Below are 13,773 nucleotides of genomic sequence, written 5' to 3' on the forward strand. Positions count from 1 at the left end.
CGGGCCTGCGTCTGGCGGCGGTCGAGATCTGAGAACTGGGTGCCGAGCAGTGAGACGACCGCTGTGCGTCCTGCGCCGGCCGCGCCTCGTCCCCTCCATGCCGCGGTGCACGCCGGAGCCAGGCGTGTGGAGAAGCCGATGCCGGAGTGGCTCGTGCGCGAAGCGAGTTGGGCCACCCGGCTGATTGTGGCCGCCGGGGGTTTCGTTGCTGCGGGTTGAACGCCGGTACGGGCCGATAGCGGCAGCACGATACGTATGGCAGCCGTTGGACGAAGCCACGAGGAGCGACGAGTGAGAAGAATTGTGCAGGCGGGCAGTATCGCCGGTGCGTGCGGGCTGGTGCTGCTCGGCAGCGGCATTGCCCGCGCTCAGAGCCTCCCGGGCGAATCCCTGCTCTCGGCCGCCGTGGGCGCCGACCTCGGTACCGTCACCGGCATGGTCTCCGGGGTGGTGTGCAACAACCGCCTCGCCGACTTCAATTACAAGTCTCCCGTGTTCCGTTCTCCGCACCCCTGCATCAACGGGCCGGTGCGCAGCGGAAACAGTTTGCACAGCGGCAACTTCCTTAACCACGGAAACCCGAACAACAGCGGCAACCTCGCCAACACCAACGGGTCGACCAACAGCGCCAACGCCGCGACGGGCGCCTCGCAGGGCAGCGGCAACAGCGTGCAGCGCATCCTGGGAGGCTTTCTGCACTGAGGCCATGACCTCCCCGGGCTGCCGGGCCGCCAAGGCCGCGGCAGCCGCACGATCGCCCGGCGGACTCCGCCGGGCGATCGCCGTTTTCCGCCCCGCCCCCCGGCGCGGCCACGGCCGCACAGCCCTCCGGCCCCGGATCGCGCCGGGGCCGGAGGGGCGGAGTCAGTGTCGGGTCACAGCTTCTGCTTCCCGCCGTGGCCGATGTGCTGTTGGTCGTTGCTGGACTTGTTCGCGGCTCCGGTCGTGCCGCCGGCGTTGTCGTTGGTGTTGCCGTTGACGTTGGTCGGACTGCCGCTGTTGCTGTTGTGGCCATATAGGCGGACGTTCTGCGAGTTCCGGACGTTTCCGCTGTTCAGCGGCCCGTTGATGCAGATCCTGGCCCGGTGTGAGCAGTTGAACCCGGCGTGGAAGTTGGCGATGGTGTCGCTGTTCCAGACGCCGCCCCCGCCGCCGCCGAACAGTCCGCCGCCGTCCCACGCCTGTGCGGGCGACGCCCCGCCGGCGGCCAGGAGCAGACCGCAAGCTCCTGCGATCACGAAATTGACACGTGGCATGTTCTTCACTGTGTGCTCCTGCACCTCGCGGTTGGTACCCCGCGTCTTGCTACCGGCCGTGCCCTCATCGACCAAGCCTGAGCAACGGCCCGTCCCGCGCATTCACTCCTACCGATCAGCGGATTCACCGTGTCGGCCCTCCCCTCAGACCCCCTGCGGCGGCCGCCCGGCTCACCGCTGCAGCCGCAGCCGCTGCGGCGGAGGCGAGGGTGCAAACCGATCAAGCCGAGGGAAGGCCGCTGTAGCCTTCTGTCCCCGATTGACGGTGCGGTGCAGGCGGAGGGGAGCCCCAGCGGCACCGGCCGCGACGCTCGAAGCGCTGAGCCTGCTCCCCGGCGCGATCCCCACCCATCGGCCATTCGCACGAGAGAGGCGCACCCCATGACGCAGCGGCCTGCCACCACCCCGTACAACAGCGGCCTGTTGAGCAATGACGCCCAGCGTGAACGTGACCGCTTGGAGTCCATCCAGCGCAGCGTCGACGCGTTCACCACCGGAGTCCTCGACGGGCTTCCCATCGAAGCCTCATGGAACTGTTTGGAACTGGGCGCGGGCACCGGCTCCATCGCCTACTGGCTCGCCGGACGCTGCCCGGACGGACGCGTGGTCGCTGTCGATCTCGACACCCGTCACCTGGATGCGGGCCGGGCCGCGAATCTGGAGATCCAGGAAGCCGACATCACGCGCGGGGACTACGCGCCCGGCAGCTTCGACCTCATCCATGCCCGTTACCTGTTCTGTCATCTTGCGGACCGCGACGAGGTGATCGCGCGGGCCGTCCGCTGGCTCTCCCCAGGTGGCTGGCTCGTCATTGAAGAGCCCTACCACCTCCCGGCCGACACCTCGCCCTTCCCGCTGGTCCGGCGCATCCTTGAGGCTTATCAGCGCACATATCGCAAACACGGCGCCGATATGACCTGGGCCCGCGCCCTGCCCTCTCTCCTCGCGCGCAACGCACTGACCGAGGTGGCCTTCAGCGGAAACCTCGGCTGCATGGGCGGGTTGGAAAAGGACCGTTGGCTCCCTCTCATCACTCAGGCGGCTCCCGCGCTTCTCGCCGACGGGCTCATCACTGAAGCCGACCTGGCTGAGTTCGCCGCCCTGTTGAAGGACCCAGCGTTCATCGACATCCCGCAAGTCACCATTTCCGCATGGGGCCGCCGCCCCGGGGAGATTCCGAACGCGTCGGCCTGAGCAGGAAGCCGACAAGCCAAGCCCTCCGGAATCGGGTCCTTGGCGGGACGAGGACACCCACGGCTTCCGCATCCCCTCAGGCATCCGGCTCAGGCATCCGGGCACCGTCCTCAGCGCCACGTGAAGAGCGTCACAACTCGCTTGATAAATGGGTGGGTTGACCGATCGCGGCTAGACCTTGCTGCATGACAGCTTCTGGAGTTGACGTGGTGGCCCGCGGGGCGAGCGTGCGGGGGCCGAGAGGTCCGGTGTTCGAGGGGGTGGACCTGGATGTGCCGGCGGGCGGACTGCTGGCCGCTCACGGCCCGGCCGGTTCCGGGCGTACCTCTCTGCTGCTGGCGCTCGCCGGGCGGATGCGGCTCTCCGGCGGAGCCGTCCGGGTCGGCGGGCACGTCCTGCCCGCCGAGGGGCGGCGGGTCCGCAGGCTGGTCGCCCTCGCCCGAGCCGCGCCCGCGGTCGATCTCGAAGGACGGCTACGGGTGCGAGAGGTGATGGCCGAACGCTGTCTGACCAGTCCCGGTGTGACGGAGCGCCGCATCCGTCAGGCATTCGAGACCCTGGACCTCGCCCCACGAGAGGCAGATCTGGTCGAGGACCTCGGCCCGGCTGACGGGCTGCTGCTGGCGACCGCACTGGCCCTCGCCGAACGGCCCGGCGCGCTCGTGGTCGACGACGTCGACGACGGCCTCCCGCCCGACGCGCACGGACCCGTGTGGGAGGCACTGCGCCGGGTCCAGGACAACGGTCCCACCGTGCTGGCCGGCTGCCTCCGTCCGCCCCCGCCCGCTCCCGGCCTGATCGCGCTGTTACTGCCGCGGCGCAGCCGGGACCGTCTCCCGGCCGGAACGGCCGCTGTTCGAGAGGACGCCGACACATGAAAGCCGTCAAGCTGGCGCTGCTCGAACTCCGGCGCTTCCGAGGCCCGATGCGCCGACTGGTCCCCGTCCTGCTCTGCCTGGTGCCTCTGCTGTACGGCGCCATGTATCTCTGGGCGAACTGGGATCCGTACGGCAAGACGGACCGCATGCCGGTCGCCGTCGTCAACCAGGACCAGCCGGCGCATGCCCGGCAGGGCAACCGGGTGAACGCCGGAGACCAGCTGGTCCAGCAGCTCAAGGCGTCCGGCACCTTCGACTGGCACTTCGTCGGAGCGGACCAGGCACGGGACGGGCTGGAGCACGGCCGCTACTTCTTCACCATCGACATCCCGTCCGACTTCAGCCGCAAACTCGCCACCGGTGCCGACACCCGCCCGCAACAGGCGGGCATCCGGATCGAACTCAACGATGCCAACAACTACATCGCCGGCATCATGACCGAGGTGGTGCAGAACAAGCTGCAGGATCAGGTCAACTCCGCCACACATGCTGCCTATGTGCGCAGCGTCTACGGTGAGTTGTCGGACGTGCGCGACAAGCTGTCCACCGCGGCCGATGGCGCGCACCGGCTGGTGGGGGCCACCCGCGTGGCGCAGCAGGGTACTTCCACGGTCGCTTCGGCGACCTCCACGCTGCATGACGGTGCCGATGGCGTCGCTGCCGGGGCGGGGCAGATCGCCCAGGCAGCCGGGCAGATCGATGACCTCTCCGGCCGCCTCGACCGGGCCGCCGCCGACCGCCTGCCCGGAGCCGTCTCCGCCCTGGTGACGACCGCCCGGCTGACGACCGACGGCCTGGACGCGGTGCACACCGCCACCAGCGCGACCCACAAGGGCACTTCACGTGCGGTGGCCGATCTCACCGAACTCGCTGATTCGCACCCCGAATTGCGGGACGACCCGGTCTACCGCAGGGCCCTCAGCCACGCCCGTGACCTGGATTCCACCGCCACCGACCTCGACGGCCGGGCCGCCGCTGCCGAGAACAACGCCCGGCGCTCGCTCCGTGACGCCGAGCGCCTCCAGGACAACATCGGCTCACTCAGGAGAGATGTGCTGGCCCTGCACACCCCGCTCCGTCTCGTCGACACCGGTTCCCACCGCGCCGCCGACGGCGCACGCAGTCTGTCCAACGGTCTCGGCACCTTGGAAAAGGGCTCCGGAGCCCTGCGCTCCGCCGCCGACCAGGCGCACGACGGGGCCTTTGACGTCTCCCGCACCGTGGACGAGGGACTGCACAAGACTCCCCGCACCAGCCCCGATCAGGTCGCCCACGCCGCCAAGGTGCTGGGCACACCCGTCCACATCGATCGCGGCAACCTGCATCCGGCGGGGGTCTACGGACGCGGTCTGGCCCCGTTCTTCTTCGGTATCGCCCTGTGGGTGTTCGGCCTCTTCGCCTACCTGCTGCTGCGGCCGCTCAACACCCGCGCCCTGGCCGGCCGGGTCGGTGCGTTCACCACCGCCGTCGCGGGGTGGCTTCCGGCGGCGGTGCTCGGCGCCGTGGGGGCGCTCGTGCTCTACGGCGTCGTCGACCTCGCCCTCGGGCTCAGCCCCGTCCACCGCGTCGGGACGGTCGCGCTCCTGGTCACCGCGGCAGCGGCCTTCGTTGCCGTCGATCACTGCCTGCGCACCGTCTTTGGGGTGCCGGGTGATGTCTTGTCACTGGTCCTGCTCATCCTCCAGCTCACCGCCTCCGGCGGGCTCTATCCGCTGCCCACCGAGCCGGCCTTCTTCCAGGTGCTGAACCCACTGCTCCCGATGACCTACCTGGTCGACGGATTGCGCGTCACCGTATCGGGCGGGCTCACCGCGAACCTGCTGCGGGATTTCGTCGTCCTCTTCCTCTTCACGGCCGGCTTCCTCGCGCTGACTGCCCTCGCCGTACGACGCCAACGGGTGTGGAGCGTCGGGCGCCTGCACCCGGACGTCTCCCTGTGAGTGCCGGGCCAGGCCGTTGACGGTTACGTCCGCGTCCCCCTGGTTCACCGTGCTCGGTCACGAACCCTTGTGCTCGTTTCTGTTCTACATAACACTCTCAATGCACAGAAGCGCGCACCACTGAACATGTTCGAACCTTGGGTGACGGCCAGTCGAATCGAGGAGAGCAGACATGACGCAGTTCAGCCGACGTAGATTTCTGAGCGCGGCCATAGCGGGCGGCGCGTCCGTGGGTGTCGCTTTGGGCAGCGGCCGTACGGCCTTCGCCCAGGCCGACAGCCCGCGGGGGCTGACCATCCGCGGGAACGAATTCCTGCTGGACGGCAAGCCGTTCCGGATCCTCGCGGGTGCCTTCCACTACTTCCGGACGCATCCCAAGGACTGGCGCGACCGGTTGCTGCGGATGCGGGCGATGGGCCTGAACACGGTGGAGACCTACGTCGCCTGGAACTTCCACCAACCGTACGAGGAGAAGGCCGACTTCACCGGTTGGCGCGATGTCGCCGCCTTCGTGCGGACCGCGGACGAGGCCGGGCTCAAGGTGATCGTGCGACCGGGGCCGTACATCTGCGCGGAATGGGACTTCGGCGGTCTGCCGGCCTGGCTCCTGAAGGACAAGGACGCGCCGCTGCGCCGCTCCGACCCTGCCTACGAACGGGCGGTGGACGCCTGGTTCGCCGAACTCCTGCCCCGGTTCGTCGATCTGCAGGCCACACGCGGCGGGCCCATCATCGCCATGCAGGTCGAGAACGAGTACGGCAGCTACGACGACGACCATGCGCACCTGGAACATCTGCGGGACAGCATGCGGGCACAGGGCGTGGACAGCCTGCTGTTCTGCTCCAACGGGGCCACCCAGGAAGCGCTGAAGGCCGGCAGCCTCCCCGATCTCCTGTCGACCGTCAACTTCGCCGGGGACCCCACCGGACCCTTCGCGGAGCTGCGCAAATTCCAGCCGGACAAGCCCCTGTTCTGTACGGAGTTCTGGGACGGCTGGTTCGACCACTGGGGAGAGCGGCACCACACCACCGACCCGGCGCAGACCGCCGCCGATGTGGCGAAGCTCCTCGAAGCGGGAGCGTCGATCAACTTCTATATGGCGGTGGGCGGAACGAACTTCGGCTGGTCCGCGGGTGCCAACGTGACCGGCAGCGCCTACCAGCCCACCGTCACCAGCTACGACTATGATTCCCCGATCAGCGAATCCGGCGAACTCACCGAGAAATTCCACAAGGTGCGTGAGGTGCTGGCCAAGTACACCACCTTGCCGAACACGCCCCTGCCGGCCACACCGCGCCGCATGCCGGCCCAGAGGGTCACCGTCCGCGAGTCGGTGCCGTTGATGGATGTGCTCGACGTACTGAGCACTCCGGTACGGCATACCGCTCCCGTCCACATGGAGGCGCTCGGGCAGCCGTACGGACTGATCCACTACCGCACTCGGGTACGGGGGCAGCAGGGGACCAAGGCCCTGAGGATCACGGGCCTGGGCGACCGCGCGCTGGTGTTCGGCGACGGCAAGCGCATCGGCACCTTCGACCGCAACCAGCCGGACCACCGCGTCGACTTCACCGTGGCCGACGCATCCAGCACCCTCGACCTCCTGGTGGACCCCACCGGGCGGGTCAACTTCGGCCAGAACTTCAACGACCCCAAGGGGATCAGCGGCGAGGTACTCCTCGACGACGAGGAACTGAGCGACTGGGAGATCCGCCGGCTGCCCCTGGACAATCTCTCGGCTCTGAAATTCGGCAGCGGAGAGACCCCGACCGGCCCCGCGTTCCACCGGACCCGGGTCCATGTCGACACCCCCGCGGACGGCTTCCTCGCCTTTCCGGGCTGGGACAAGGGCATGGTCTGGCTCAACGGCTTCGCGCTCGGCCGCTACTGGTCCCTCGGGCCGCAGGTCACCCTGTACGCGCCGAGCCATCTGTGGCGGCGGGGGCGGAACGAGCTCGTCGTCCTGGAGATGGAGCGGACGGGGGACCGGATCGAAGTACGCTCCGAGCCCGACATCGGCTAGTACGGCACCCCATCGGCACGAACTCCGTTCGCAGCGACCTGTCAGCCGTCAGCCGTCAGCCGTCAGCCGTCGGACGGGGGCTCGGTGATCTCGTCCAGGAGGTGAGGCCCGTTGTTGCGTACGCTGTTGACCGCGGTGGAGACGGCGCGGGAGTCCAGGTGTCCTGCGGCCGGAGCTGTCAGCAGCGCGCGGAGCTCGGCGGGGTCTTGGTGGGCGGGGTCGAGCCAGGCGCTCCAGTCGGCGGGGGGGATGGTCAGCGGCATCCGCGGGTGGACGCGTCCCGCGGCGTCGGTGGCCTCGGTGGTGATGATCGTGCAGGTGGTCCACCACGTCCCCGGCGCATCGTCGTCGCCGGCGTCGGGGGCGCGCCAGAACTCGTACAGTCCGGCGAGCGCCATGGCCCGGCCGTCCTCGGGGCTGATGAAGTACGGCTGCTTGCGGGCCTTGGCCGTCTCGGTCGCCGCGACGGCCTGCCATTCGTAGAAGCCGTCCGCCGGCAGCAGGCACCTGCGCTTGGCGAAGGCCCGGCGGTAGGCCGGCTTCTCCGCGACCGTCTCCACCCGGGCATTGATCATCTTCGCGCCGACGCTCAGGCTCTTCGCCCACGAGGGCACCAGCCCCCAGCGCAGTGGCCGCAACTGCCGGGTGATCTCGCCGGTGTCGCGCTCGACGCGTTCCAGCACCGACCACACGTCATCGGTGGGGGCCACGTTCCAGCTCGGGTCCAGCGCCTGGCCGGGATCCCAGCGCGTCACGTCGAACAGGTCGACCAGATCCTGCGGACCGCGGGTGGAGACAAATCGACCGCACATACCGTCCACCTTGCCACGCCACCGGCCAGGGCACGCCCGCATGCGCGACTCCGATGCCGCGCGCCTGCCCCACTGCTGGTGGCGCAGGCACTTAAATATCGGAGCGTGACTAAAGAGCCGCAGCGCTTCACGATCTTGTTGATCCCCGAACATGTTGAGGACAGGGGCGGTGCCTCAGTGGAGGACTCAGCCGTCCGATCGGCGGTAGTCGAGGCGACGGGCGAGATGGGCGCCTCGGGCTACCCTCGCTACGTCGGGCACGGGATCGTGGCCGACATCGACCCCCGTACGCGCACGGTCGAGGCGTTGCTCGTCGACGGTGCAGAGCTGGACTATGGGCTGACCGTGAGGGTCATTTCCTGATCGTGGTGGCGTGCACGAGCGGGTGGCCGTGACGCCGGCGCGGTGGCGGCTCCCCTCCCTGCCTTCCACACCCCGGTGACAGGAAGTTCGGTCATCGGTGGGTGAGAGCGTGGATGTGTGCGGAGATGGCCATCGGCTGTTCTGCCGGCGCGTCGTGGCCGGCTGGTACGCGGATGAGGCGGCTGCCCTTGATGCCCTGGGCGAGGGCGTCGGAGCCCACAACGGTGTAGCGCTCAAGACCGGCGTGTTCCGCTGTCAGGGCAATGCTGTCGGCGATGGCGTCCAGCTGCAAAGAGCCGTCGGGAAGCGGGCTGTTGCCCGAGCCCGGGTTGTCGATCGCAATGACGCGATGGTGCTCGGCGAGCTGCTCCAGCAGGCTCCCCCAGCTGGTGACGATGCCGCCGGCCACCCCGTGGACCAGGACCACGGGCGGGCCGCTCCCCTGATCGGTGTAGTGGAGAGCGGTATGACGTGCGCCCGAGGGAGTCGACACGGGGCTCCTTTGTTCCGCGCTGACGGATGGGGCCGTGTCACCACCGTATGAGTCCCCGGCTCCGGGGCCGAGCCGGGGGCGGCGTGAGAGGGCCTTGGCTCATGGCTCCAATCCTGTGGCGACAGCCCGCCGGCCGGGCCGGCGCGGAGCCGGTGGTGATCTGCGGCTGCAGAGGGGCGGTGCCAGGGGCCGGGCCGGCCCGAGAGCCTCCTGGTCACCGACGGGTGTGACTCCCCACTCACCGTGATTACGGTCGGGGCTACCGCATCGATGGCGCCGGCGTTTGCCGCTGCTGGAGGCCGCAGCTCGACCGCTCCTGGAGACCCGCGCCGATTACGGTGCGTGCCGGCCCCACGGCGCTGCGTATGTCCGTACCGCGATTGTGACGGGGGCGATAGCGGGGGGCGCCGCCTATGCGCATGCTTCCCGGGGAGTAGCGAGAGAGCGAGAACGGCGATTGATGTCCATACCCCGCAGGTCCAGGTCCAAGTTCAGGTCCAATTCCAGCTCCAAGTCCCTGACCGCTGGTGTGCTGGCCGCCACCACGTTGGTGGTGACGGTCTGCGGCGTCAGTGGCGCCGCAGCGTCCCGGCCCGACGACGCCAAGGGCAAGAGCACGTCCGTCCCGGTGCTGCCCGCGCGCTTCACGCAGCAGGAGGTCCAGTGGACGGCCTGTGGCGCGGACGTCACCCCCGAGGCGGTGCCCGGCGCGGAGTGCGGCTGGGTGAAGGTGCCTGTGGACTACGCCGCCCCTGACGGTGAGACCGTCAAACTGCGGGTGTCGCGGGTGGCGGCCAAGGACCAGGGGCGTCGGCTGGGGTCACTGCTCTTCAACCCCGGCGGGCCCGGCGCGGGCGGTGCGGCCGACGTGGCCAGCGGGAACTGGCAGGCCGGCGGACAGGCCCGGGCCCGCTACGACCTGGTCGGCTTCGACCCACGAGGCATAGCCGGTTCCGGGCAGATCAAGTGCCCCGACGGCGTGGCGCAGGGGCCCGAGGACCCGCCGCGTACCGAAGCGGAGGCCGAGAGGGAGTTCTCCGACGCGACCAGGCGTGCCCAGGCTTGCGAGAAGGCGAGCGGCGCTGTTCTCGCGCACATGGACAGTGTGAGCGTCGCGCGCGACCTGGACGTGCTGCGTACGGTCCTGGGGGACGCCAAGTTGAATTACACCGGCGTCTCCTACGGCACCTTCATCGGTCAGCAGTACATGAAGCTGTTTCCCGGCAGAGTGGGCCGGATGGTGCTGGACGGTGTCGTCAACCCCGACGCCGACATACGGCAGGTCACCCGGCTCGACGTCAAGACCTCCGATGACGCGCTGCGTCGATACGCCCAGGACCTCGTCGCGCGCGGGGACGACCGTCTGGGAGCCACGGTCGAGCAGATTCTGCGGAGGCTCACCGAGTTCGCCAAGAAGCTGGAGCAGGAGCCGCTGCGAGGGGCTGACGGCGAGGAGATCACGGACGCCACCTTGTCCATGTATCTGGAGATGGGCGTGACGGCCGAAGAGAGCTGGAAGCAGCTGACCACGGCGCTGGTGGCCGCCCTGGACGGGGACGGGACCGCCTTCGAGCGCTTCGAGGCCGCGACGGCCGACGAGAGCGGTGGCGAGAACCTGACGCCGCAGGAGGAGCAGGCCGAGGAGAACGAGTCCTCGAGCATGCCGGCGGTGCTGTGCCTGGACTCGCCGTCCGCGCCGAAGTCCCCGAAGGAGATGCTGGACACCGCCGATGCGTTCGCCAAGCAGTCGCCGCTCTTCGGTCGCTACTACGCCTGGCAGATGATCGACTGCGCGACGTGGCCGGTTGCCCCCACCGGTGGGGCCGATCCGGTCAAGGCCTCCGGGGCGGCACCGGTGCTGCTGGTGTCGTACACCGACGATTCGAATACTCCGCTGGAGAACGCGCGGGCGGTGCACCGGCAGCTGGACAGCAGCTCGCTGCTCGTACGCAAGGGCCAGGGGCACGGGGCGTACGCCGCGGAGGATCCGTCCACGTGCACCGACCGTGCCGTCGACAGGTATCTGGTCGGGGGGAAGCTCCCGGACAAGACCGCCAACTGCCCGCGCTGACATGGGGAGGCCGGCGCATGTGTGTGGCGGCTGAGCGGCGGCCTGCTCACCTCGAAAGCGCTCAGTGACCGGCGCAGCAGTACGGAAACGCGCCATACGGGAACGAAATTCGCTTGACCCTTGTGGAGCGTGGACATTCCACTCAGGGGCATGACTGTTCGTCAATCCCTCCCGCGGAGTGCGGCCATGCCACGGCTGCGGATCCTGTGCTCGTTCGCCCGCCCGCACAAGGGTGCGCTGATACGGGCACTGCTCCTGGCCCTGGTGGCGTCGGCGCTGGGGCTGGCCACGCCGATGGTCACGAAGTGGGTGCTCGATGCGCTGGGTGATGCGTCGCCGCTGAAGGGGCCCCTGGCGGCCCTGCTGGTGCTGCTCGTGGTCGGCGTTGCCGTCCGGTTCTGGGAGTGGACGCTCCTCGGTGCCGTGGGGGAGCGCGTCGTGCTGGAGGCCCGTGAGTCGATGGTGCGGCGCTTCCTGCGGGCCACCGTGCCGGCCATCACCCGACGCCCTACTGGCGAGCTCGTCACCCGCGTCACCTCCGACACGGTGCTGCTGCGAGAGGCCGCCACCGACGCGTTGGTCGGCCTGATCAACGGGACGGTGATGCTCCTGGGGACACTCGTCCTGATGGGCGTGCTCGACGTCGTACTGCTCGGCACCACGATGGCATCGGTGACGCTGGTCGGTGTGCTGTTCGCGGTCCTGATGCCCGGGATCGCCACGGCTCAGCAGCGGGCCCAGGAGCATCTCGGCCGGCTCGGCGGAGCGCTGGAGGGCACACTGCGTGCCATCAGGACGGTGAAGGTGAGCCGCGCCGAGGACCGCACCGCCGAGCGGATCGTGGCCGACGCGCGCTCCTCGGCCGAGTACGGCATCCGCGCGGTCCGCCGCGAGGCGCTGGCCTGGACGGTCTCGTGGTCCGGCATAGAGCTGGCGATCATCGTGATTCTGGGCGTGGGTGCCTGGCGGGTGGGCGAGGGGCAGATGGAGGTCTCCAGCCTGATCGCCTTCCTGCTGTACGCGTTCGGGCTCGTGGACCCGATCACCGAGCTCAGCTCGAATGTCACCGCGCTACAGGCCGGCATGGCGGCCGCGGAACGTATCCGCGAGACCGACGACCTGCAGACCGAGAGCACCGCCGCCCACCCGGCGCCCCCGGCCGGCCCGGATCCCCGGCACGACGTGCCCGTACTGGCGCTGAGGCAGGTCACCGCGGCCTACGGCCCCGACGCCGAGCCCGCCGTACGGGGCATCGACCTGGCCGTCCCCCGGCGCGGGCACACCGCGATCGTCGGCCCATCGGGAGCCGGCAAGACGACCCTCTTCTCTCTCGTCCTGCGCTTTTTGGAGCCGACGCAGGGCGAACTGCTCCTGGACGGCCGCCCCTACCGCGACCTCACCCATGACGACATCCGGACCCGACTCGCGTACGTGGAGCAGGACACTCCGATCGTGCCCGGGACCATCCGCGACAATCTGCTGCTCTCCCGCCCCGACGCGACGGACGAGGAACTGCGCCGGGTTCTGCGGGACGTCCGGCTGGCCGAGAAGATCGACGCCCTCGACGACGGCCTTGACACCACCCTGTCCACCACGACCGTCTCGGGCGGCGAACGCCAGCGCATCGCCCTGGCCCGGGCCCTGTTACGCACCCCCGACGTCCTGCTCCTCGACGAGGCGACCGCCCAGCTCGACGGGATCACCGAGGCCGCCGTCCACGACTGCATCCGTTCCCGCGCCGCCGCCGGTGCCGTGGTCACGATCGCCCACCGGCTGTCGACCGTGGTCGACGCGAACACCATCGTGGTGATGGAGGCGGGCCGTATCCGCGTCCAGGGCAGCCACGAGGAACTGCTGGCGACGGATCCCTTGTACCGCGAGCTGGTGGCGGCCCTGGACATCTCCGCGGGCCCCGCGCCGGCGACGGAGGAGGCGGAGGCCGTCTGCGGAAGCTCAGTGCTTACCGGCCACGGTCGAGGGGGGCGTCATCAAGCCGAACGCTGAGCTGGGTACCCAGTTCCTGGAACCCCAGAGCTACGGCCACACGCTGCGAGGGACAAAGCCGTGCTCTCCACTGCGGCAGCAACCCGGCATCGAGGGCATGGGCCACCGCTGCGGACGCCACGGCGCGGGCCAGGCGCCGGCCCCGACAGTGCGGGGCCACCAGCACGCTGAGGTGAGCCACCGACCGTGGCCAGGACCGGTACCCGGCCGCGGCCACCACCTCGTCGCCCCGGCGAAGACAGAACGCGGGGGAGGAGATGTCCTCCAGGCCGCTCTCGCCGGCCTCCTCCTTCCCGGCCCGGGCCAGCAGGGCGGCCAGACCACCGTCACCGTTACTGTCACCGTCACCGATCGGCAACTGCTCGACCGCGGTGCCTTCATGCGCGGGAAGAAAGCCGTCCCGGCCGAGATAGAAGAGCGAAGCCGGGCCGAGGACATCGAGTACAGGCAGCACCGCACGCAGACGAGCGATGTCGACGAGCTCTTCGGGGGACATCTTCCGCGCGGCCTCGGCCACCATCCCGGCGGTACGCACGCTCGGCGCGGTGACGAGGGCAGCGTCACCGATCCGTACGACCCCGGTCCACGACGGCGGAGCCAACCGCGAACTGGGCGCGACCACAACCTTCGCCCCTCCTGAGGGGAAGAACTCGACTGCTGTGTCTGCCAGTTCCACCCACAGCTCCCGGGCGCGAACGAGCAGGAGAGCGTCAGCCATGGCCGCATCCACTTGGCTTCA

General features: G+C 69.5%; 12 protein-coding genes. 8 read left to right on the plus strand and 4 right to left on the minus strand.

Annotated elements, in window-relative coordinates; translation table 11 throughout:
• Positions 1–303: 303 nt before the first annotated feature.
• Complete coding sequence (locus SLV14N_RS37515; RefSeq protein WP_263273408.1) at positions 304–702, plus strand: hypothetical protein; 399 nt, start codon at positions 304–306, stop codon at positions 700–702.
• A 173-nt stretch (positions 703–875) separates the two neighbouring features.
• On the opposite strand, the gene SLV14N_RS37520 is transcribed toward SLV14N_RS37515, so the two are convergent.
• Entirely contained in the window at positions 876–1,265 is a 390-nt protein-coding gene (locus SLV14N_RS37520) for a hypothetical protein (protein ID WP_263273410.1), read from the minus strand.
• A gap of 372 nt (positions 1,266–1,637) precedes the next feature.
• Here SLV14N_RS37520 and SLV14N_RS37525 point away from each other — a divergent pair, with 372 nt between their 5' ends.
• The 4 genes from SLV14N_RS37525 to SLV14N_RS37540 all read left to right on the plus strand — a co-directional run bounded on the left by SLV14N_RS37525 (position 1,638) and on the right by SLV14N_RS37540 (position 7,291).
• The gene (locus tag SLV14N_RS37525; protein WP_263272818.1) at positions 1,638–2,450 is read left to right on the plus strand and encodes a trans-aconitate 2-methyltransferase; all 813 of its coding nucleotides are present in this window, start codon (positions 1,638–1,640) and stop codon (positions 2,448–2,450) included.
• A gap of 185 nt (positions 2,451–2,635) precedes the next feature.
• Positions 2,636–3,328, plus strand: coding sequence for an ATP-binding cassette domain-containing protein (locus SLV14N_RS37530; protein ID WP_263272820.1), 693 nt, complete (start codon positions 2,636–2,638; stop codon positions 3,326–3,328).
• The gene (locus tag SLV14N_RS37535) at positions 3,325–5,268 is read left to right on the plus strand and encodes a YhgE/Pip family protein (protein ID WP_263272822.1); all 1,944 of its coding nucleotides are present in this window, start codon (positions 3,325–3,327) and stop codon (positions 5,266–5,268) included. The genes SLV14N_RS37530 and SLV14N_RS37535 overlap by 4 nt, the downstream gene beginning before the upstream one ends.
• Positions 5,269–5,440: 172 nt before the next feature.
• A complete protein-coding gene (locus tag SLV14N_RS37540) occupies positions 5,441–7,291 on the plus strand; it encodes a beta-galactosidase family protein (RefSeq protein ID WP_263272824.1) in 1,851 nt (616 codons plus the stop codon).
• 62 nt (positions 7,292–7,353) lie between these two features.
• On the opposite strand, the gene SLV14N_RS37545 is transcribed toward SLV14N_RS37540, so the two are convergent.
• Positions 7,354–8,103 (minus strand): SOS response-associated peptidase, encoded by a 750-nt coding sequence (locus SLV14N_RS37545; RefSeq protein ID WP_208687327.1) that lies wholly within the window; start codon positions 8,101–8,103, stop codon positions 7,354–7,356.
• Between the two features lie 105 nt (positions 8,104–8,208).
• On the opposite strand from SLV14N_RS37545, the gene SLV14N_RS37550 reads away from it, so the two are divergent.
• Entirely contained in the window at positions 8,209–8,466 is a 258-nt protein-coding gene (locus tag SLV14N_RS37550; RefSeq protein WP_208687328.1) for a hypothetical protein, read from the plus strand.
• Between the two features lie 91 nt (positions 8,467–8,557).
• Here SLV14N_RS37550 and SLV14N_RS37555 read toward each other — a convergent pair whose 3' ends face one another.
• On the minus strand, positions 8,558–8,959 hold the full coding sequence (locus tag SLV14N_RS37555; protein WP_208687329.1) for an alpha/beta fold hydrolase: 402 nt from the start codon (positions 8,957–8,959) through the stop codon (positions 8,558–8,560).
• Positions 8,960–9,419: 460 nt separating this feature from the next.
• Here SLV14N_RS37555 and SLV14N_RS37560 point away from each other — a divergent pair, with 460 nt between their 5' ends.
• Both SLV14N_RS37560 and SLV14N_RS37565 read left to right on the plus strand, forming a co-directional pair.
• Positions 9,420–11,030, plus strand: coding sequence for an alpha/beta hydrolase (locus SLV14N_RS37560; RefSeq protein ID WP_263272828.1), 1,611 nt, complete (start codon positions 9,420–9,422; stop codon positions 11,028–11,030).
• A 150-nt stretch (positions 11,031–11,180) separates the two neighbouring features.
• Entirely contained in the window at positions 11,181–13,034 is a 1,854-nt protein-coding gene (locus SLV14N_RS37565; RefSeq protein ID WP_263272830.1) for an ABC transporter ATP-binding protein, read from the plus strand.
• Here the strand turns inward: SLV14N_RS37565 and SLV14N_RS37570 are convergent.
• On the minus strand, positions 12,991–13,752 hold the full coding sequence (locus SLV14N_RS37570) for a GNAT family N-acetyltransferase (RefSeq protein ID WP_263272832.1): 762 nt from the start codon (positions 13,750–13,752) through the stop codon (positions 12,991–12,993). The two genes, SLV14N_RS37565 and SLV14N_RS37570, sit on opposite strands and share 44 nt — an antisense overlap.
• Between the last annotated feature and the right edge of the window lie 21 nt (positions 13,753–13,773).

The sequence above is a fragment of the Streptomyces sp. Je 1-4 4N24 genome, from assembly GCF_026239515.1.
Taxonomy (GTDB): Bacteria; Actinomycetota; Actinomycetes; order Streptomycetales; family Streptomycetaceae; genus Streptomyces; species Streptomyces nigrescens.

Coding starts and splice junctions, on each gene's coding strand:
- SLV14N_RS37525 (WP_263272818.1), top strand. CDS start 1,638: ATGACGCAGCGGCCTGCCACCACCCCGTACAACAGCGGCCTGTTGAGC.
- SLV14N_RS37530 (WP_263272820.1), top strand. CDS start 2,636: ATGACAGCTTCTGGAGTTGACGTGGTGGCCCGCGGGGCGAGCGTGCGG.
- SLV14N_RS37535 (WP_263272822.1), top strand. CDS start 3,325: ATGAAAGCCGTCAAGCTGGCGCTGCTCGAACTCCGGCGCTTCCGAGGC.
- SLV14N_RS37540 (WP_263272824.1), top strand. CDS start 5,441: ATGACGCAGTTCAGCCGACGTAGATTTCTGAGCGCGGCCATAGCGGGC.
- SLV14N_RS37545 (WP_208687327.1), bottom strand. CDS start 8,103: ATGTGCGGTCGATTTGTCTCCACCCGCGGTCCGCAGGATCTGGTCGAC.
- SLV14N_RS37560 (WP_263272828.1), top strand. CDS start 9,420: ATGTCCATACCCCGCAGGTCCAGGTCCAAGTTCAGGTCCAATTCCAGC.
- SLV14N_RS37565 (WP_263272830.1), top strand. CDS start 11,181: ATGACTGTTCGTCAATCCCTCCCGCGGAGTGCGGCCATGCCACGGCTG.
- SLV14N_RS37570 (WP_263272832.1), bottom strand. CDS start 13,752: ATGGCTGACGCTCTCCTGCTCGTTCGCGCCCGGGAGCTGTGGGTGGAA.